17 protein-coding genes and 1 tRNA gene are annotated in these 18,478 nt (G+C 70.0%); 5 read left to right on the forward strand and 13 right to left on the reverse strand.

Going from position 1 to position 18,478, the window contains the following annotated elements; all coding sequences use genetic code 11:
- Positions 1 to 105: 105 nt before the first annotated feature.
- The 9 genes from cysN to ACWCSD_RS09840 all read right to left on the reverse strand — a co-directional run bounded on the left by cysN (position 106) and on the right by ACWCSD_RS09840 (position 8,681).
- Positions 106 to 1,368: a sulfate adenylyltransferase subunit CysN gene (gene cysN, locus ACWCSD_RS09800; protein WP_352321986.1), complete on the reverse strand. Its 1,263-nt coding sequence runs from the start codon at positions 1,366 to 1,368 to the stop codon at positions 106 to 108.
- Entirely contained in the window at positions 1,368 to 2,282 is a 915-nt protein-coding gene (gene cysD, locus ACWCSD_RS09805; RefSeq protein ID WP_352321984.1) for a sulfate adenylyltransferase subunit CysD, read from the reverse strand. The genes cysN and cysD overlap by 1 nt, the downstream gene beginning before the upstream one ends.
- 18 nt (positions 2,283 to 2,300) lie before the next feature.
- Positions 2,301 to 3,065: a 3'(2'),5'-bisphosphate nucleotidase CysQ gene (locus tag ACWCSD_RS09810; RefSeq protein WP_397161407.1), complete on the reverse strand. Its 765-nt coding sequence runs from the start codon at positions 3,063 to 3,065 to the stop codon at positions 2,301 to 2,303.
- The gene (locus ACWCSD_RS09815; RefSeq protein ID WP_364337899.1) at positions 3,065 to 4,441 is read right to left on the reverse strand and encodes a sugar transferase; all 1,377 of its coding nucleotides are present in this window, start codon (positions 4,439 to 4,441) and stop codon (positions 3,065 to 3,067) included. The genes ACWCSD_RS09810 and ACWCSD_RS09815 overlap by 1 nt, the downstream gene beginning before the upstream one ends.
- Before the next feature lie 232 nt (positions 4,442 to 4,673).
- The gene (gene pth / locus ACWCSD_RS09820) at positions 4,674 to 5,258 is read right to left on the reverse strand and encodes an aminoacyl-tRNA hydrolase (RefSeq protein ID WP_352353028.1); all 585 of its coding nucleotides are present in this window, start codon (positions 5,256 to 5,258) and stop codon (positions 4,674 to 4,676) included.
- 63 nt (positions 5,259 to 5,321) lie between these two features.
- Complete coding sequence (locus ACWCSD_RS09825; protein WP_352353029.1) at positions 5,322 to 5,951, reverse strand: 50S ribosomal protein L25/general stress protein Ctc; 630 nt, start codon at positions 5,949 to 5,951, stop codon at positions 5,322 to 5,324.
- A gap of 97 nt (positions 5,952 to 6,048) precedes the next feature.
- On the reverse strand, positions 6,049 to 7,026 hold the full coding sequence (locus ACWCSD_RS09830; RefSeq protein WP_397161409.1) for a ribose-phosphate diphosphokinase: 978 nt from the start codon (positions 7,024 to 7,026) through the stop codon (positions 6,049 to 6,051).
- The gene (gene glmU / locus ACWCSD_RS09835; protein ID WP_352353030.1) at positions 7,023 to 8,474 is read right to left on the reverse strand and encodes a bifunctional UDP-N-acetylglucosamine diphosphorylase/glucosamine-1-phosphate N-acetyltransferase GlmU; all 1,452 of its coding nucleotides are present in this window, start codon (positions 8,472 to 8,474) and stop codon (positions 7,023 to 7,025) included. The genes ACWCSD_RS09830 and glmU overlap by 4 nt, the downstream gene beginning before the upstream one ends.
- A gap of 135 nt (positions 8,475 to 8,609) precedes the next feature.
- Positions 8,610 to 8,681: transfer RNA gene (locus ACWCSD_RS09840), tRNA-Gln, on the reverse strand.
- A gap of 302 nt (positions 8,682 to 8,983) precedes the next feature.
- Here ACWCSD_RS09840 and ACWCSD_RS09845 point away from each other — a divergent pair.
- The 4 genes from ACWCSD_RS09845 (at position 8,984) to ACWCSD_RS09860 (ending at position 13,822) form a co-directional block, all read left to right on the forward strand.
- Positions 8,984 to 9,922 (forward strand): acyl-CoA desaturase, encoded by a 939-nt coding sequence (locus ACWCSD_RS09845; protein ID WP_387676929.1) that lies wholly within the window; start codon positions 8,984 to 8,986, stop codon positions 9,920 to 9,922.
- Positions 9,923 to 10,001: 79 nt separating this feature from the next.
- A complete protein-coding gene (locus ACWCSD_RS09850; protein WP_449913927.1) occupies positions 10,002 to 10,871 on the forward strand; it encodes a TetR family transcriptional regulator in 870 nt (289 codons plus the stop codon).
- A 55-nt stretch (positions 10,872 to 10,926) separates the two neighbouring features.
- Positions 10,927 to 12,987 carry an RNA degradosome polyphosphate kinase gene (locus ACWCSD_RS09855; RefSeq protein ID WP_387676927.1) on the forward strand — a complete coding sequence of 687 codons (2,061 nt, stop codon included), beginning with the start codon at positions 10,927 to 10,929 and terminating at the stop codon, positions 12,985 to 12,987.
- Positions 12,977 to 13,822, forward strand: a complete 846-nt coding sequence (locus tag ACWCSD_RS09860; protein ID WP_449913928.1) for an NUDIX hydrolase — start codon at positions 12,977 to 12,979, stop codon at positions 13,820 to 13,822. The genes ACWCSD_RS09855 and ACWCSD_RS09860 overlap by 11 nt, the downstream gene beginning before the upstream one ends.
- 36 nt (positions 13,823 to 13,858) lie before the next feature.
- Here ACWCSD_RS09860 and ACWCSD_RS09865 read toward each other — a convergent pair whose 3' ends face one another.
- The 4 genes from ACWCSD_RS09865 to ACWCSD_RS09880 are packed head-to-tail and all read right to left on the reverse strand — an operon-like array spanning position 13,859 to position 17,714.
- Entirely contained in the window at positions 13,859 to 15,034 is a 1,176-nt protein-coding gene (locus ACWCSD_RS09865) for a cytochrome P450 (RefSeq protein WP_449913929.1), read from the reverse strand.
- Complete coding sequence (locus ACWCSD_RS09870; protein ID WP_449913930.1) at positions 15,031 to 16,506, reverse strand: CYTH and CHAD domain-containing protein; 1,476 nt, start codon at positions 16,504 to 16,506, stop codon at positions 15,031 to 15,033. Before ACWCSD_RS09870 ends, ACWCSD_RS09865 begins: the two co-directional genes overlap by 4 nt.
- A gap of 52 nt (positions 16,507 to 16,558) precedes the next feature.
- Positions 16,559 to 16,909 (reverse strand): VOC family protein, encoded by a 351-nt coding sequence (locus ACWCSD_RS09875; protein WP_397218593.1) that lies wholly within the window; start codon positions 16,907 to 16,909, stop codon positions 16,559 to 16,561.
- 34 nt (positions 16,910 to 16,943) lie between these two features.
- Positions 16,944 to 17,714, reverse strand: a complete 771-nt coding sequence (locus tag ACWCSD_RS09880) for a trans-aconitate 2-methyltransferase (protein WP_449913931.1) — start codon at positions 17,712 to 17,714, stop codon at positions 16,944 to 16,946.
- A 56-nt stretch (positions 17,715 to 17,770) separates the two neighbouring features.
- Between ACWCSD_RS09880 and ACWCSD_RS09885 the strand changes: the two genes are divergently transcribed.
- Positions 17,771 to 18,274 carry a MarR family winged helix-turn-helix transcriptional regulator gene (locus ACWCSD_RS09885; RefSeq protein ID WP_352321957.1) on the forward strand — a complete coding sequence of 168 codons (504 nt, stop codon included), beginning with the start codon at positions 17,771 to 17,773 and terminating at the stop codon, positions 18,272 to 18,274.
- Positions 18,275 to 18,478 lie beyond the last annotated feature (204 nt).

An 18,478-nucleotide genomic window follows, 5' to 3' on the forward strand; every position in this document is an offset into this window, starting at 1 on the left:
CGACGACCCTAGCGCGGAGGGTAATCAGATGGTCAGGAAACCCCGCAAAGATCTACCGAAACGGCGAACGGCCCGGCGTGGTGTCGCCGGGCCGTTCCGGGACGCTCAGCTGGCGTCGATGATCATGCCTGCGCCGACCGTGCCGTTGGTGGCCTCGTCCACGAGGATGAAGCCGCCGGTCAGCCGGTTGCGGGCGTAGTCGTCGACGAACAGCGGCTGGGTGACCCGCAGCGAGACCCGGCCGATCTCGTTCAGGCCGAGGGCGGTGGCCTCCTCGTCCCGGTGCAACGTGTTGACGTCGAGCCGGTAGTGCAGGTCGCGCACCAGCGCCCGCGCCGTGCGGGTGGTGTGCTTGATCGTCAGCTTGGTGCGCGGGGTCAGCTTGAGGCCGTCGGCCATCCAGCAGACCATGGCCTCCAGCTCCTGGGCCGCGTGCGGCTGGTTGTTGGGCCTGGCGATCATGTCGCCGCGCGAGATGTCGAGGTCGTCCTCGAAGCGCAGCGTGACCGACATGGGCGGGAACGCCTCCTCCACCGGCCCGTCGAACGTGTCGATCGAGGCGATCCGCGTGCTCAGCCCGGACGGCAGGTGGGTCACCTCGTCGCCCGGCTTGAGCACCCCGCCCGCGACCTGGCCCGCGTAGCCGCGGTAGTCGTGGAAGGCGTGGTCGGTGGCCTTCTGCGGACGGATCACGTACTGGACGGGGAAGCGCACGTCGACCAGGTTGCGGTCGGAGGCGATGTGCACGTTCTCCAGGTGGTGGAGCAGCGACGTGCCGAGGTACCAGGGCATGTTCTCCGAACGCGAGACGACGTTGTCGCCGTTGAGCGCGGAGATCGGGATGAACGTCAGGTCGCTCACGTTGAGCTTGGAGGCGAAGGAGGTGAACTCCTCCCGGATCTCCTCGAACCGCTCCTGCGAGTAGTCGACCAGGTCCATCTTGTTCACGGCCAGCACCAGGTGCGGCACGCGCAGCAGCGAGGTCAGGAACGCGTGCCGGCGCGACTGCTCCAGCACGCCCTTGCGCGCGTCGATGAGGATGATCGCCAGGTCGGCCGTGGAGGCGCCGGTGACCATGTTCCTGGTGTACTGGATGTGGCCGGGCGTGTCGGCGATGATGAACTTGCGCTTGGGCGTGGCGAAGTAGCGGTAGGCCACGTCGATCGTGATGCCCTGCTCGCGCTCGGCCCGCAGGCCGTCGGTCAGCAGCGACAGGTCGGTGTACTCGGTGCCGCGGTCGCGGGAGGTGCGCTCGACCGCTTCGAGCTGGTCCTCGAAGATGGCCTTGGAGTCGAAGAGCAACCGTCCGATGAGGGTGGACTTGCCGTCGTCGACGCTTCCCGCGGTGGCAAAGCGAAGAATGTCCATCAGAAGTAGCCCTCTCGCTTGCGGTCCTCCATGGCGGCCTCGGACGAGCGGTCGTCGGCCCTGGTGGCCCCCCGCTCGGTGATCCGGGTGGCCGCGATCTCCTCGATGATCTCCTCGACCGTGGCGGCCGTGGACTGCACGGCGCCGGTGCAGGTCATGTCGCCGACCGTGCGGTAGCGCACGACGGCCTCGAACAGCGGCTCGTCGTCGCCGCGGGACACGACGTCGGAGTCGGGCAGCAACATGCCGTCGCGCTCGAACACCTTGCGGGTGTGCGAGAAGTAGATCGAGGGGATCTCGATGCCCTCACGCCGGATGTAGTCCCAGATGTCGAGCTCGGTCCAGTTGGACAGCGGGAAGACCCGGATGTGCTCGCCCTTGCGGATGCGGGAGTTGTACAGGTTCCACAGCTCGGGGCGCTGGTTCTTCGGGTCCCACTGGCCGAAGTCGTCGCGGAAGGAGAACACGCGCTCCTTGGCGCGGGCCTTCTCCTCGTCGCGCCTGGCGCCGCCGAAGACGGCGTCGAACTCGTGCTCCTCGATCGCGTCGAGCAGCGTGGTGGTCTGCAGGCGGTTGCGCGAGGCGCGCCGGCCGGTCTCCTCGACCACCCGGCCGCTGTCGATCGACTCCTGCACGCTGGCCACGATCAGGCGCGCGCCCAGCTCCTCGGAACGGCGGTCGCGGAACTCGATGACCTCGTCGAAGTTGTGCCCGGTGTCGACGTGCATCAGCGGGAACGGGATGGCCGCGGGCCAGAACGCCTTCTCCGCGATGCGGAGCATGACGATCGAGTCCTTGCCGCCGGAGAAGAGCAGACACGGCCGCTCGAACTCCGCCGCCACCTCGCGCATGATGTGAATGGCCTCGGCTTCGAGTACGTCGAGCTGCGACGTCGTGTAGTCGCGCTGGAGCATGGGCGCTTCCTCCGGCGGTTAGCGATGCAGGTCCCGAATTCCGGCGAGCAGGGATGTCGCCAGCTCCGGTAGGGAAACCAGGATATCCGGTAGTGACGGGTCGGCTTGGTTGTAGGTCAGCTCCGAGCCGTCGACGCGGCTGGCGAACGCCCCGGCCGCCTGCGCGACGGCGACGGGGGCCGCGGAGTCCCACTCGTACTGGCCGCCGGCGTGCACGTACGCCTCGACCTCGCCGGTGAGCACCGCGGAGATCTTCGCCCCCGCCGAGCCGATCGGCACCAGGTCGGCCCCCAGCAGGTAGGCCAGCTTCTGGACGAACTCCGGCGGACGGGTGCGGCTCACCGCGATGCGGAAGCGGCCCTTCTCGAAGGCCGGCAGGGCGGGCGGCTCGGCGGTGGTCAGCGTACGGCCCTGCGCGGGCAGCGCCACGGCGCCCGCGGTCAGCTTGCCGCGCTCCCACAGCGCGACGTGCACCGCCCAGTCGGACCGGCCCTCCTCGGCGAACTCGCGCGTGCCGTCGAGGGGATCGACGATCCACACGCGCTCGGCGCCCAGCCGGCGCGGGTCGAGCCGCTCCTCGCGGGTGGCCTCCTCGGACAGGACACTGTCACTGGGACGCAACCGTGCCAGCGCCTCCATGAGGAACACGTGCGCGGCCCGGTCGCCCTCCGCGCGCAGCGCCGCGGAGTCGCCGAACCCGGTGCGCTCGCGGACCTGCAGCAGCCTCTCGCCCGCCTCCGTCGCCAGGTCGCCGGCCACGGCGTGGTCGTCGCGAATCGTCATCAATATGCTCCTTGCCCGCGGGCGACGGCCGACCAAGTCTTCCACAGGATCTGCAGGTCCAGCGTGAGGGACCAGTTCTCCACGTAACGCAGGTCGAGACGGACGGATTCCTCCCACGATAGGTCAGATCGTCCGCTCACTTGCCACAGCCCGGTCAGCCCCGGACGCACCAGAAGCCGTCTGCGCACGTCGTCACCGTAGCGCGCCACCTCCTCCGGAAGGGGCGGGCGGGGGCCGACGAGCGACATGTGTCCGAGCAGCACGTTGATGAGCTGGGGCAGCTCGTCGAGGGAGTGGCGGCGCATCAGCGTGCCGAGCGGCGTGACGCGCGGATCGTTGCGGATCTTGAACAGCACGCCGTCGTGGTCGCTGACGAGAGTGATCTTCTGCTGCTCCGAGCCGCGCCGCATGGTACGGAACTTCAGGATCGTGAACGGCCTGCCGTCCTTGCCGATGCGGGTCTGGCGGAACAGCGCGGGCCCCGGGCTCGTGCCGCGCACGGCCACGGCCAGGGCCGCCAGCAGCGGCGACAGCAGCACCAGCAGCGCGGCGGCGACGACGCGGTCGAAGACGTTCTTGACCAGTTGCCGGGCGCCGGTCAGCTCGGGGTGCTCGACGTGCAGCAGCGGCAGCCCGGCGGCCGGCCGGATCATCGTGCGCGGGCCGGCGACGTCCATCAGGGCGGGGGCGACCACCAGCTCGGTGTGGGTGCGCTCCAGCCGCCAGGCCAGCCGGCGCAGCGCGTCGCCGTCCATCTCGGGGCAGGCCAGCACCGCCACGGTGTCGGCGCGCACCTGGTCGACGACCAGCGGCACGTCGCCGAAGTCGCCCGCGACGGGCACCTCGGTCAGCACCCCGGGCGGCTCGCCGTAGGGCAGGCAGGCGGCCACGACGTCCATGCCGTGATGGCGCTCCCTGCGGAAGAGGTGGACCAGCTCGGCGATCGAGGCCGGATGGCCGACCGCGACCACCCGGCGCATGCAGGCCCCGGCCGCCCTGCGCCGGTTGAGCGAGCGCCGCAGCAGGTAGCGGGCGACCAGCGTGAGCAGCGTGACCAGGGGCAGCGCGAGCACGACGTAGCCGCGGGCGACGTCGGTCTTGGTGACGTACGAGCCGATCGCGGTGGCCGCGGTCAGCGCCACGCCGGCGTGCACGACGCGGCGGAACTCCTCGGAGCCGACGCCGATCATGCGGGGCTCGTAGGCCCGGTTGAGCGCGACCGCGCAGATCCACACCCACGGCAGCGCCACGCTGACCAGCAGGTACGGCAGCACGTAAGGGGTGAACCCGCCGAACCTGCCGCAGAAGGCGGCGGCGGACCCGATGCCCGCCCCGCACAGATCGCCCACCACGGCACGGAACCGGTAGGAACGCATCCACGCCGGAGTCACCGGGCTGACCCGCCACGAGAGGGCCTCGCCGGACTTCACGGGCTCTCCTGCCTCACTCCGTGAGGCGGCCTCGGTCGCCAAATGCCGTCTTCCCCCGCTCCGCTCCCGCCGTCGCTCCGGGCGGTGGCACGCCTCTGTGTGCCCGTTCCCGAACGGACAGTCACCGATGCTAGCCGCGCGTGCGGCGCGACAGGCGGCGAACGGTTCTATGCGGCGATCAGCGCGGAGGGCCGGAAATGTGGAGATCAGCCCGGTGGAAGTCGTTCTGGGTGGCTTCCAGGCCACGGGCCATGAGCGACTCGACGACGTCGGCGCCCCGGTCGACGAGGAAGGGCAGATCCTTGCGCTCGACGGTGGCGAAGTCGCGGAGCACGAAGGTGGCCGGGTCCATGCGGCCGGGCGGCCGGCCGATGCCGAAGCGCACCCTCAGGTAGTCGCGGGTGGCGAGGACCTTGGTGATGGACTTGAGCCCGTTGTGGCCGTTGTCGCCGCCGCCGAGCTTGGCGCGCAGCGCGCCGTAGGGGACGTCGAGCTCGTCGTGGACGACGATCAGCCGGTCGGGGCCGATCTTGTAGAAGTCGGCGAGCGCCTTGACCGGCCCGCCCGACAGGTTCATGTACGTCAGCGGCTTGGCCAGCACGGCCGCCCGCGTCTCCAGCACCTCGGACCTGCTCTTGTGCGCCTTGAAGCGCCCGCCGGCCCGCGCGGCCAGCTCGTCGAGCACCATGAAGCCCGCGTTGTGCCTGTTACCCGCGTATTCGGGCCCCGGATTGCCCAGTCCGACGATCAGCCAGCGGTCCATGTGCGCTCCCCTTACAGCGGAACGGGGGCGGCCTCGCGCCACCCCCGTTTTCGCGGTACGTGCTTACTCGGCGGCGGCCTCGGCGCTCTCGCCCTCGCCCTCGGCCTCGGCGGTCTCGCCCTCGGCGGCCTCCGCGGCCTCCGCGGCGGGCTCCTCGGTCGGCTTGGCGATGACGTGGAGGACCACGGCCTCGGGGTCGGCGGCCAGCGTGGCGCCCGACGGCAGGTCGAGCTGCGCGGCGGTGATCACGGTGCCGACCTCCATGCCCTCGACGTCGACCTCGACGCCGGTCGGGATGTGGGTGGCCTCGGCCTCGACGGCCACCGAGACGAGCTGCTGGTCGAGCAGGCCCTCGGAGTTGACGTCGCCGGTGGTGGTGACCGGGATCTCGACGGTGACCTTCTCGCCGCGCTTGACCAGGAGCAGGTCGACGTGCTCGACGAAGCCCTTGATCGGGTCGCGCTGCACGCCCTTGGGCAGGGCCAGCTCGTCGACGCCCTCACCCTGGAGGCGGATCAGCACGTTGGGCGTGCGGAGGGCGAGCAGCACCTCGTGACCGGGCAGGGTCAGGTGCTTGGGGTCGATGCCGTGCCCGTAGAGGACGGCGGGCACCTTGTCGGCGCGGCGGATCTTGCGGGCGGCGCCCTTGCCGAACACCGTGCGCGGCTCGGCGGCGATACGTACTTCAGACATGACATCTCCTAGGGATGCAGAGATCGGATTGTGGCGCGCTCCCCCTCACCCGCCCTAGCGGAAGGCGTTACGAGCGCAACCCGTACAGCTTACTCGCTCAGGTGTCGCCCTCGAACAGGCTCGTGACGGAGCCGTCGGTGAAGACCTCGGTGACGGCGCGGGCGATGAGCGGCGCGATCGAGAGCACCGTCAGCTTGTCGAACCGCTTGGCCTCCGACAGCGGCAGCGTGTTGGTCACGATGACCTCGGAGATGCGCGAGTTCTTCAGCCGGTCGACGGCGGGGTCGGAGAAGACCGCGTGGGTGGCGGCGACGATGACGTTGGTCGCGCCCTGCTCGTAGAGGGCGTCGGCGGCCTTGCAGATCGTGCCGGCGGTGTCGATCATGTCGTCGATCAGCACGCAGGTGCGCCCGCTGACCTTGCCGACGACCTCGCTGACCTTCACGGAGTTGGCCACGTCGAGGTCGCGGCGCTTGTGGATGAAGGCCAGGGGCGTGCCGAGGGTGTCGGCCCAGCGCTCGGACAGGCGGACGCGGCCGGTGTCGGGCGAGACGACGGTGGTGCTCTCCAGGTCGAGCTTGTTCTTCAGGTAGCTCTCCAGGACCGGCATCGCGAACAGGTGGTCGACGGGACCGTCGAAGAAGCCCTGGATCTGCGAGGTGTGCAGGTCGATCGACATGAGCCGGTCGGCGCCGGCGGTCTTGAACAGGTCGGCCATCAGCCGAGCCGTGATGGGCTCGCGGCCGCGGCCCTTCTTGTCCTGGCGGGCGTAGCCGAAGAACGGCATGACCACGGTGATGCGCTTGGCCGAGGCCCGCTTGAGCGCGTCGACCATGATGAGCTGTTCCATGATCCACTTGTTGATGGGACCGGTGTGGCTCTGGATCACGAACGCGTCGCAGCCGCGGACGGACTCCAGGTAGCGGGCGTAGATCTCGCCGTTGGCGAAGTCGATCAGTTTGGTGGGGGTGAGTGAGACGCCGACGTGCTCGGCGACCTCTTCGGCCAGCTCTGGATAGGCCCGGCCGGAGAAGAGCATGAGGTTCTTCTCGCCCGGCTGTTTGATGCTGGTCACTGTTCGTTCTCCTGCTGTGCTCGCTCGGCCAGCGCCCGTTCGGCGGCGGCGGCCGACTTGGTGCCCGCGCGCTTGCGCAGGACCCATTTCTCGATGTTGCGCTGTCGCGCCCTGGCCACGCCCATCGCCCCTGGGGGTACGTCGCTGACGATCACGGACCCGGCCGCGGTGTTGGCGCCTTCGCCGATCGTCACGGGGGCGATGAGCATGGTGTCGCAGCCGACGAACGCGCCGTCGCCCACGGTGGTGTGGTGTTTGTCGACCCCGTCGTAGTTGACGAAGACGGTGGAGGCGCCGATGTTGACGTCTTCCCCGATGGTGGCGTCGCCTGCGTAGGTGAGGTGGGGCACCTTGGAGCGCTCGCCGACCTTGGTGTTCTTCATCTCGACGAACGTGCCCGCCTTCGACCTGCGGCTGAGCACGGTGCCGGGGCGCAGGTAGGCGTAGGGGCCGACGTTGGCCTCGGGGCCGATCTCGGCGCCGTCGCAGACCGCGTTGCGCACGACGGCGCGCTCGCCGACGCGGGTGTCGGTCAGCGTGGTGGCCGGGCCGACCTCGGCTCCGGCGCCGATGACCGTGCGGCCGTGGAGCTGGGTGCCGGGGTGGACGACGGCGTCGGGCCCGATCTCGACGCCCACGTCGACCCACGTGGTGGCCGGGTCGACGACGGTGACGCCGGCGCGCATGTGCTGCTCCAGCAGCCGCTGGTTGAGCACCTTGCGGGCGAAGGCGAGCTGGACGCGGTCGTTGACGCCCTCGACCTCGACGTAGTCGGCGGCCACGCAGGCGCCGACCCGGTGGCCGTCGCCGCGCAGGATGCCGAGGACGTCGGTGAGGTACTCCTCGCCCTGGGCGTTGTCGGTGGACACGCGCTTGACGGCGTCGGCGAGCAGCAGGCCGTCGAAGGCATAGATGCCGGAGTTCATCTCCTTGATCGCGCGCTGCTCGTCGTCGGCGTCCTTCTCCTCGACGATCTCCAGCACGGCGCCGGAGGGGTCGCGGACGATCCGGCCGTAGCCGGTCGGGTCGGGCACCTCGGCCGTCAGCACGGTGACCGCGTTGCCGTCGGCGGCGTGCTTGGCCAGCAGCGTGGCGAGCGTGCGGGCCTGCATGAGCGGCACGTCGCCGTAGGTGACCAGGATCGTGCCGGCGATCGTGCCGACCTCTTCGAGCACGGTGCGGACGGCGTGGCCGGTGCCGCGCTGCTCACGCTGGACGACGGCGCGCGCGTCGGGGCTGGTGGCGGCCAGATGGCCGCCGACCTGTTCGAGCGCGTGGCCGATGACCACGATGAGCCGCTCGGGATCGAGGTCGCGGGCGGCGGCGAGCATGTGGTCGACCAGCGCGCGGCCGCACAGCTCGTGGAGGACTTTCGGGGTCTGGCTCTTCATCCGGGTGCCCTCGCCCGCGGCGAGGACGATGACGGCTGCCGGGCGCGGCACACTCACGGACTGAGGCTCCCTGTGACTGGACGGATCAGGGTCGTCGGCGCGGCTACCGCGCCGCAACCCTCCCGACACCGTGAGGATACCTGCCCGGTTCGGAACTCTCTCGCGCGGGGAGTCGCGGGATGGCTGTCAAGGCTCCCGGAAGAGGACTCGAACCCCTACAAAGTGGACCAAAACCACTTGTCCTGCCGATTAGACGATCCGGGACGGACCGGACGCCGTGGCGTCCGACACACAGCCCTACGATACCGAGCCCGCACGGGCGTATGCGCCCCCAATTCTCTCGCACATCTCCGGTGCCGCGAATACCGGGGACACGCGGGGGTAGTCGGCGCGCTGGTCACATAACAGACCGCCCCAAAAGCCGCAAGCCACGAAACCCACTCACCTGGGCGCGCCGGCCGTCAGCTAAGTGACATCCACACTTAGGGCTTCCTTACTTACGATGGCGTAGGTTACGGTGGCGTAGCCTGGACATACATCCTCATACATGTCGTTGGAGGTAGCCCATGACCGTTCTCGCCGAGCGTTCCTCCCCCGCCCCGAAGCCCGACTTCGAAGAAGAACCGAAGTCCAGGGCAGAGATCATCACGTTCGCACTCGTGGTCGGACTGCCCCTGGTCGCGCTCGCGGCGGCGGTCCCGCTGGCCTGGGGATGGGGACTCGGCTGGACGGACATCGTCATCGCCTTCGTCTTCTACGTCGTCTCCGGGCTCGGCGTCACCGTCGGGCTCCACCGCTACTTCACGCACGGCTCGTTCAAGGCCAAGCGGCCGCTGAAGATCGCGATGGGCATCGCGGGCAGCCTGTCGCTGGAGATGTCCGTGCTGGACTGGGTGGCCACGCACCGCAAGCACCACAAGTTCTCCGACAAGGAGGGCGACCCGCACTCGCCGTGGCGCTTCGGCCCCGGCTTCAGGTCGATGTCCAAGGGCCTGCTGTACGCCCACATGGGCTGGCTGTTCGAGAGCGAGCGCACCAACCGCGAGAAGTACGCCCCCGACCTGTGCAAGGACGAGGACATCCAGAAGCTGCACAAGTGGTTCCCCACGCTGGCCCTCGTCTCCGTCCTGCTGCCCGGCGTGCTCGGCCTGCTGCTGACCTGGTCCTGGCAGGGCGGCCTGACCGCGCTGTTCTGGGGCTCGCTGATCCGCATCGGCCTGCTGCACCACGTGACCTGGTCGATCAACTCGATCTGCCACGTCTTCGGCGAGGAGTCCTTCCAGACGCGTGACAAGTCGCGCAACGTCTGGTGGCTGGCCATCCCGTCGTTCGGCGAGTCCTGGCACAACCTGCACCACTCCGACCCCACCTGCGCCCGGCACGGCGCGCTCAAGGGCCAGATCGACCTCAGCGCCGGCCTGATCCGCCTGTTCGAACGGGCGGGCTGGGTGTACGACGTGCGCTGGCCGACGCCAGAACGCCTGGCGGCGAAGCGCATTGCCTGACGAGAATCAGCCGATGAACGGCCATTCGTCCGTGGCCGTCATTATGGAACCCGTGACCGAACCCCGATCTCGCAGGCGCATGTCCGGTAGAGAGCGCAGAGAGCAGCTGATCCTGATCAGCCGCACGCTGTTCGCCGAGAAGGGGTTCGACGGGACCTCTATAGAGGAGATAGCCGCCACCGCGCAGGTGTCGAAGCCTGTGGTGTACGAGCATTTCGGCGGCAAGGAAGGCGTCTACGCGGTCGTCGTCGACCGCGAGATGCAGAAGCTGCTGGGCATGATCACCTCGGCCCTCGCCGCCTCCCACTCCCTCATCAAGCTGGAGCGGGCCGCCCTGGCCCTGCTCCAGTACATCGAGGAGAGCAGCGAGGGCTTCCGCATCCTGGTGCGCGACTCGCACGCGGCCTCGGGCACGGGCACGTTCGCCAGCCTGATCAGCGAGATCGCCAGCCAGGTCGAGGACGTCCTGGCCGACGAGTTCGCCGGCCGCGGCTACGACCCCAAGCTCGCCCCGATGTACGCCCAGATGCTGGTCGGCATGGTCGCGCTGACCGGCCAGTGGTGGCTGGACGTGCGCAAGCCGGGCCGCGAGGAGGTCGCCGCGCACCTGGTGAACCTGGCGTGGAACGGACTGACCGGGCTGAACCCGAGCCCGGTCATCTCGGTGGCCACCCGCAACCAGGCCGCCGCCGCCGCCAAACCGCGCGTCAGCGACAAGGATCTGCGCGAATTCGAGAAGGCCCGCGAGAAGGAGCTCAAGGAAGCCGAGAAGCTTCGCCAGCGAGAGTTGCGTGACGCGGAGAAAGCCCGGGTACGAGAGTTGAAGGAGCGCGAGCGGCTGCTGAAGGAGGCGGAGAAGGCCCGCGAGCGCGAGGAGAAGATCCGTCAGCGGGAGGCCAGGCTCGCCGAGCGCGCCGCACGCCTGGAGCAGGCCGAACAGCCAGAGTGAGTTCGTTGCGGCTACGTTAACGTTCCGTTCAACCAATCGGGGCAATATAGGCCATATGTCCGCGGAACCGCTGCAATCGGGAAACGACCTGCCCCTGCCACAGGAGCGGTTCCTCAACCGCGAGGAAAGCTGGCTCCAGTTCAACGAGCGCGTCCTCGAACTGGCCGAGGACCCGTCGATCCCGCTGCTCGAACGGGTGCGCTTCCTGGCCATCTTCGCCAGCAACCTGGACGAGTTCTTCCGCGTACGGGTGGCCGGCCTCAAGCGGCGCATGGCCACCGGGCTGCTGCTGCGCACCAAGAGCGGGCTGAAGCCGCGCGAGGAGCTGGCCCGGATCGCCACGATCGCCGACTCCCTGGCCAAGCGGCACGCCGCCGCCTTCCACGACCGCGTCTGCCCCCAGCTCGCGACCGAGGGCATCGAGATCGTCCGGTGGGACGACCTGGGCCGCGAGGAGCGCACGGAGCTGCGCAAGCTGTTCAGGGAGCGGATCAGGCCGGTGCTGACGCCGCTGGCGGTCGACCCGGCGCACCCGTTCCCCTACATCTCCGGGCTCAGCCTCAACCTGGCCGTGCTGGTGCGTAACCCGATCACCGACCACACCGTCTTCGCGCGGGTGAAGGTGCCCTCGCAGCTCCCCCGGTTCGTGCCGGCGTCGAAGGACCGGTTCGTGCCGCTGGAGGACGTCATCGCGGCGCACCTCGGCCAGCTCTTCAAGGGCATGGAGATCCTCCAGCACCACGTCTTCCGCGTCACCAGGAACGAAGACCTCGACGTCGACGAGGACGTCACCGAGAACCTCATGCAGGCGCTGGAGAAGGAGCTGCTCAAGCGGCGGTTCGGGCCGCCCGTGCGGCTGGAGGTCGAGGAGACGATCACGCCGGAGGTGCTGGCCCCGCTCATCGAGGAGCTGGAGCTGGCCCCGCACGAGATCTACCGGCTGCCCGGCCCGCTCGACCTGACCGGCCTGCACGCCATCGCCGACCTCGACCGCGGCGAGCTGAGCTTCCGCCCGTTCGTGCCGGCCGAGGTGATCAACGCCGAGGACGACCTCTTCTCCACCCTGCGCGAGCGCGACGTGCTGCTGCACCACCCGTACGACTCGTTCGCGACCAGCGTGCAGCGTTTCATCGAGGTGGCCGCGGCCGACCCGCGGGTGCTGGCGATCAAGCAGACCCTCTACCGGACCAGCGGCGAGTCCCCCATCGTCGACGCGCTGATCGACGCGGCCGAGGCGGGCAAGCAGGTCGTCGTGGTCGTGGAGATCAAGGCCCGTTTCGACGAGCACGCCAACATCTCCTGGGCCAGGAAGCTGGAGCGGGCCGGCTGCCACGTGGTCTACGGCGTGGTCGGCCTGAAGACCCACTGCAAGCTGGCCCTCGTCGTACGGCAGGAGCCCTCGGGCGAGCTGCGCCGCTACTGCCACATCGGCACCGGCAACTACAACCCCAAGACGGCCCGCCAGTACGAGGACTTCGGCCTGCTCACCGCCGACCCGCTGGTGGGCGAGGACGTCACCGACCTGTTCATCCACCTGACCGGCTACTCCAACCACTCGGCCTACCGCCGGCTGCTGGTCGCGCCGCACTCGATGCGCAGCGGCCTGCTGGCCAGGATCGACCGGGAGATCGCCCACCAGCAGGCGGGCCGCCCGGCGCGGATCAGGATCAAGACGAACTCGCTGGTGGACGAGCCGATCATCGACGCGCTCTACCGGGCGTCCAGGGCTGGGGTGCCGGTGGACCTGTGGGTGCGCGGAATCTGCATCCTTCGCCCCGGAATCCCCAATTTGTCCGAAAATATCCGCGTAAGGTCGGTTTTGGGGCGCTTTTTGGAGCATTCCCGCGTGTACGAGTTCGGCCTCGGCAGGCGTCCCGAGGTGTGGATCGGCAGCGCCGACCTGATGCGCAGGAACCTCGACCGCCGCGTCGAGGCGCTGGTCAAGGTGACCTCCCAGCAGCACAAGGCGTACCTGATCGAGCTGATGGACCTGGCCATGGCCGACACCACGAACGCGTGGTGGCTCAACTCCGACGGCACCTGGATCCGCCACCAGGGCGAGGACCTGCAGAGCCACCTCGTCGGCACCAGGCGATGGAGGACCGTTGACGACTGACCTGCTCCGGGCCGCCGGAGCCGTGGTCTGGAGGGGCGCGGAGAGCAGCCCCGAGGTGGCGGTGATCCACCGACCGCGCTACGACGACTGGACCTTCCCCAAGGGCAAGCTGGAGAGCGGCGAGCACGTCATCGCCGCCGCCCTGCGCGAGGTCACCGAGGAGACCGGCCTGACGGCCGTCCTGGGCCGGGCCCTGCCGCCGATCCACTACCTCAGCGGCGGCCGGCTCAAGCGCGTCGACTACTGGACGGCGCGGGTCGCCTCCGACGCCGGCTTCGAGCCGGGCGACGAGGTCGACGGGCTGCGCTGGCTGCCCGTCGACCGGGCTCGCGAGCTGCTGACCTACGAGTGGGACGCCGGGCTGCTGCGCGCCCTGGCCGCCGCGCCGCTCGCGACCGTGCCGCTGGTGCTCGTCCGGCACGCCACGGCCGGGTCCAGGAGCCGGTGGGACGGCGACGACGCGCTGCGCCCGCTGGACGACCACGGCGGCTCCCAGGCCGCCGCCCTGGCCACCGTGCTGCCCGCGTACCGGCCCGAGCTGCTGGTCAGCTCGCCCAGCCGGCGGTGCGTCCAGACGCTGGAGCCGTACGGGGCCGAGATCAGGACCGAGATCAGGACCGAGCCGCTGCTCAGCGAGGAGGGCCAGGACCCGCACAAGACGCCGAGACTGGTCGGCGACCTCGCCGTGCCCGCCGCCGTGTGCAGCCACGGCAAGGTCCTGCCACACCTGATCCACGCGCTGAGCGGCAAGGACGTGCACCTGCGCAAGGGCGCGTTCGCGGTGCTGCACCGGGTCGGCGGGCGCGTCGTCGGCGTGGAGCGTTACGCGACCTGACGGCTCACCAGGTAAAGCGTTACGCGACCTGACGGCTCACCAGGTGACCGGCAGACGGGCGAACCCCTGGGTGACCCTGCCCTCGTTGCGCGGCAGCTCGGCGACCGGCACGGCCAGGCGCAGTCCGGGGAGACGCTGGAACAGCCGGCTGAACACCGCCTCCAGCTCCACCCTGGCCAGGCTCGCGCCGACGCAGAACCGCGGGCCGTACCCGAAGGCGAGATGCGGGTCGGTCGCAGGACGGCCGATGACGAAGGTGTCGGGATCGGGATAGACCTGTTCGTCCCGGTTCGCCACGCCGGTATTGAGGACGACGGCCTCGCCGCGGCGGATCGTGCGGCCGTCGATCTCGATGTCCTCGTGGGCGTACCTGGGCAGGCCGTGCAGGCTCGGCACGGCCATGCGCAGGATCTCCTCGACCGCGGCGGGCGCGAGCCCGGGGTCCGACCGCAGCAGGTCGAGCTGGCCGGGGTTGGCCAGCAGCAGGAGCACGCCGTGGTCGATGCGGTTGACCGTGGTCTCGTGCCCGGCGAACAGCAGGCCGGCGGCCAGCTCGGCGATCTTGCCGTCGTCGTCCAGCTCGCCCGCCAGGTCCGACAGGACGTCCTCGGCCGGTTCGTGCCGTTTGCGGGCGATCAGCCCGGCCATGTAGGCGCTCAGCTCCGCCCGTGCCGCGACGCCGGCCGCCTCGTCCTGGAGGTCCGCCATGCGTGCGGACACGCCGCTGAAGTACTCCCTGTCCTCGTACGGGACGCCGAGCAGCCGGCAGATGACCAGCACGGGCAGCGGGAAGGAGAGCTCGGCGTGCAGGTCGGCCGGCGGCGTCAGCCCGGCCAGGCGGTCCAGCCGCTCCTCGACCAGGACGCCGACCTCGCCGGCCAGCCGCCTCATCCGGCGGGCCGAGAAGGAGGGCGCGAGCAGCTTGCGCAGGCGCTCGTGGTCGGCCTTCTCGGTGGCGGCCTCGCCCTGCGGCCCGCCGAGCAGGGCCGAGTTCGACACGCGCGGCGCCCGCTCGGGCTCGGGGTGGGAACGTCCCAGCCGGCTGTCGGTGAACAGCCTGCGTGCCTGCTCGTAGTCGGTGACCAGCCAGACCTCGTCGCCCACCGCGGTGCGCACCCGCGCGATGCCCTCCCTCGCCCGCAGCTCCCGGTAGGCCGCCGGAACGTCGAGGGGGTCGCTGCGCGCGAAGGGTATTGCCGGAAGGTTCGTCATAGAACCTTCTTAACCGCCTTCACGGTTTCCGCCCAGACTCTGGGGAAATCGGCCTCGGCACGTTCGGCGGTGTTGCGTTCGATCCCGATCAGCAGCCCGTACGTGAAGGTGTCCTCGCCCGCCTGCCGGGCGCCCTCGGCCTCCTTGGCCAGCGTCTCCTGGGCGACCACGCCGTCCCGGTGCGCCCCCAGCACCTCCTGGACGTTCTCGGCCAGCTCGGCCAGCCTGGCCATGCCCTTGCCGAGGGTGGGTTCGAGGGCTTCGGCGGTGTATCGAGCGCGTTTGGCCGCCTTGCGGACGTCGTGCAGGGCGATCTCGCGGCGTCCGGGGTCCTCAGTAGCCTGGGCTACCTCGTACGCCCTGGTCACGCGGTCCCAGCCGGCGGCGGCGAGGGCGGTGAGCTTGTCCTTCGCCGGCTTGGCGGCGGCCTTGCCCAGTTCGGGGGTGGCGATCAGGGCGTCGAGGGCGTCCAGGAGGGTGTAGTAGCGGTCGCCGCTGAGCGCGTCCTTGATGCGCTCGTACGCCTCCTGCTCGCGGCCGCGCAGGTCCGCGCCGAGCCGGGTCTGGATGGGGCCGGTGACCAGCTCGGGGGCGAGGCCGGACAACTCCCCGGCGAACCTGGCCCTGATCACCTCCAGGTCGCGGGCCTCGCCGAGCACCGTGCCGAGCCAGCGCAGCTCCTCCTGGACCTGCTCCGTGCCGGTCACCACCGATTTGAACGCCTTGAGCGCGCTGCGCAGCCTGCGCGAGGCCACCCGCATCTGGTGGACGGCGTCCTCCTCGGCCCTGCGCACCCGCGGATCCTGGCTGAGGAGGGCGGCGACCTGGCTCGACAGATAGTCGATGACGGTCTCGCCCGCCGTGCCGGGTTCGGTGGCGGCCCTGGCGGGCGGGGCGGGTTCGAGGAGCCGGGCGAGCTTGCTGGCGCTGCCCGCCGGGCTCGCCCCGGCCTTGCGCAGCCGTTTGCCCACCTTGGCCAGCAGGTCGCGCCGATCCTCGGCCAGCAGCTCGGCCTCGACCTCGCGCCACCGCAGCACCTTGCCGTCCCGGTGGACGGTGCCCTTCACGCGGTCGTCGGCGATCTCGACCAGCCGGGTGCCGCCGTCGTGCAGCAGGGTGACGCTGCGTCGGGTGTCGAGCTCGGCCACCACCTGGAGCTCCGCGCCCCTGGCGTAGGCCCGGACGAGTTCGGCCAGCTCCGGCGGCACGACCTTGGTGCTGCGGGTGAGCGGGCAGGTGATCTCCTGGCGCACGCCCCTGGCCTTGGGCAGCTTCAGGTGCCAGCCCGCGTCGTCGCCGCCGCGCCTGCGTCTGAGCGTGACGCCGCGCGCGGCCAGCCGCAGGTCGGCCGTGTCGTAGTAGAGCGCCACGAGCTGATGACTGCGCGGGCCCGTGACCTGGGCCAGGCTACTCAGGTCCGGGATCGTGTAGTCGGTCGGAACGTCGAACTTGTCCTCGATCTCGATGCCCACTGCACCTCACAAGTGTCCGATATCGGACCATGATGCCACCTGCAGGTGAACATCACACGGCCTGCAGGAGCTCGATGCGGTTGCCCACGGGGTCCGTGACGTAGATGCGGCGGTAGCCCGGGAAGAGGTCGTCGGGCACCGCGCCGGGGATCCTGGCGGCGTAGGCGTCGAGGTCCTCGACCAGGAACGCCGGGTGGGCCTTGCGCGCGGGCCTGAAGTCGTCCTCGATGCCGAGGTGGATCTCCACGCCGTCGCCGCGGAACCAGGCGCCGCCGCGTTTGGCCAGCTCCGGCGGCTTGGGGACCTCGCGCAGGCCGAGCACGTCGCCGTAGAAGGCGCGCAGCTCGGGCTCGCTGCCCTTGGGCGCGGCGAGTTGGACGTGGTGCAGAGCTTTGATCGTCATGTCTGGGTCTCCACGGGTCGTTCCTGAGCCCCGGTCATTTCTGGGCGACTACGAAGATTCGACGGAAAGGGAAGGGGGTGCCGTAGCTTCTGGCCGGGTAGGCCTCGGCGAGCGGCCCGGCCAGGTCGGCCTTGAACCGCCGCTGCTCCGCCGGGTCGAGCCGGTCGAAGATCGGGCGCAGGGCCGTGCCGGAGACCCAGTCGAGGACCGGGTTCTCGCCCTGGAGCAGGTGCACGTACGTGGTCTCCCAGGCATCCACCTGGCAGCCGCCGTCGTTGAGGAAGTCGAGATACTGGATCGGGTCGTCCACCGGGTTGGTCCTGTTGAGGTCGCTGAGCCGGTCGGACCAGGCGCGGGAGGCGCACAGCTCCCGGATGGCGACGTGGCTCGGGGCGTCGAAGTTGCCCGGCACCTGGAAGGCCAGCCAGCCGCCGGGGGCCAGCTCCTCCAGCCAGTGTTCGAGCACGCCGTGGTGGGAGGGCACCCACTGCAGGACGGCGTTGGAGACGATCACGTCCATGGGACGGTCGGGGTGCCAGGTGTCGACGTCGGCCACGGCGAAATGCACCGAGCCGGTGAGCTTGCGAGCCTTGCTGATCATCGCGGGCGAGGCGTCGAAGCCCTCGACGGTGGCGTCCGGCCAGCGTTCGGCCAGCATGACGGTGAGTTCGCCGCTGCCGCAACCCGCGTCCACGACATAATCGGGAGCCACCGCACCGACTCTGGACATCAGCTCGATGAACGGCCGCGACCGCTCGTCGGCGTAGACGGCGTAGGTCACCGGGTCCCAGATATCTCTTGACATAGAGATAATTGATATCGAGAGAGATATCTCGATGTCAAGACAGTAGACTCTGTGTCATGACGCCACAGGATGACGAGGTCGACCGGCTGGTCGCGGCATGGCGGATCGAGCGGCCCGATCTCGACGTCGAGCCCCTCCAGGTCCTCTCCAGGGTGTCACGGCTGGCCAAACATCTCGACCGCGCCAGGCGGGCGGCGTTCGCCGAACATGATCTGGAACCTTGGGAGTTCGACGTGCTCACCGCGTTGCGGCGGGCCGGGAAGCCGTACGAGCTGAGTCCCGGGGCCCTGCTACGGGCCACACTGGTGACGTCCGGGACGATGACCAACCGCATCGACCGGCTCGCGCAGGCGGGTCTGGTACGGCGGCGACCTGACCCCGAGGACCGGCGCGGCGTGCTGGTCTCGCTGACGGACACGGGGGTGGCGCGGGTGGACGCGGCGTTCGCCGACCTGCTGCGGCGTGAGCGCGACCTGCTCTCCGGCCTCCAACCCGCCGACCAGCGTTCCCTCGCCGCCCTCCTCCGCCTGCTCCTCGCCCCCTTCGACTCCCCCCAATAACCCCTCTACAAGGTTTTACGCACGCTCTTCCGGCGGGCGGCGCCCATTTCGGGGGTTTCAGGGCCACGGCCGCCCGGCGACGGAGGCCGCCACGTCGGCCACTGCCTTGCGGCCCGCACCGGCGGCGGCTCCGGGCCGGTCCGCCGACGCCGCCTCTCCGGTGGCCGTCGAACCGGCGCGAACCCTCGCGTGGGAGAGCGCGGC

Source organism: Nonomuraea sp. NPDC001684 (assembly GCF_053596515.1).

What these genes read in the sequence shown, in the direction of transcription:
- ACWCSD_RS09810 (WP_397161407.1), bottom strand. Translation starts at nt 3,065, where the DNA reads ATGACGATTCGCGACGACCACGCCGTGGCCGGCGACCTGGCGACGGAG.
- cysN (WP_352321986.1), bottom strand. Translation starts at nt 1,368, where the DNA reads ATGGACATTCTTCGCTTTGCCACCGCGGGAAGCGTCGACGACGGCAAG.
- cysD (WP_352321984.1), bottom strand. Translation starts at nt 2,282, where the DNA reads ATGCTCCAGCGCGACTACACGACGTCGCAGCTCGACGTACTCGAAGCC.
- ACWCSD_RS09880 (WP_449913931.1), bottom strand. Translation starts at nt 17,714, where the DNA reads ATGTCAAGAGATATCTGGGACCCGGTGACCTACGCCGTCTACGCCGAC.
- ACWCSD_RS09855 (WP_387676927.1), top strand. Translation starts at nt 10,927, where the DNA reads ATGTCCGCGGAACCGCTGCAATCGGGAAACGACCTGCCCCTGCCACAG.
- ACWCSD_RS09815 (WP_364337899.1), bottom strand. Translation starts at nt 4,441, where the DNA reads ATGCGTTCCTACCGGTTCCGTGCCGTGGTGGGCGATCTGTGCGGGGCG.
- ACWCSD_RS09875 (WP_397218593.1), bottom strand. Translation starts at nt 16,909, where the DNA reads ATGACGATCAAAGCTCTGCACCACGTCCAACTCGCCGCGCCCAAGGGC.
- pth (WP_352353028.1), bottom strand. Translation starts at nt 5,258, where the DNA reads ATGGACCGCTGGCTGATCGTCGGACTGGGCAATCCGGGGCCCGAATAC.
- ACWCSD_RS09885 (WP_352321957.1), top strand. Translation starts at nt 17,771, where the DNA reads ATGACGCCACAGGATGACGAGGTCGACCGGCTGGTCGCGGCATGGCGG.
- ACWCSD_RS09825 (WP_352353029.1), bottom strand. Translation starts at nt 5,951, where the DNA reads ATGTCTGAAGTACGTATCGCCGCCGAGCCGCGCACGGTGTTCGGCAAG.
- ACWCSD_RS09850 (WP_449913927.1), top strand. Translation starts at nt 10,002, where the DNA reads ATGTCCGGTAGAGAGCGCAGAGAGCAGCTGATCCTGATCAGCCGCACG.
- ACWCSD_RS09865 (WP_449913929.1), bottom strand. Translation starts at nt 15,034, where the DNA reads ATGACGAACCTTCCGGCAATACCCTTCGCGCGCAGCGACCCCCTCGAC.
- ACWCSD_RS09845 (WP_387676929.1), top strand. Translation starts at nt 8,984, where the DNA reads ATGACCGTTCTCGCCGAGCGTTCCTCCCCCGCCCCGAAGCCCGACTTC.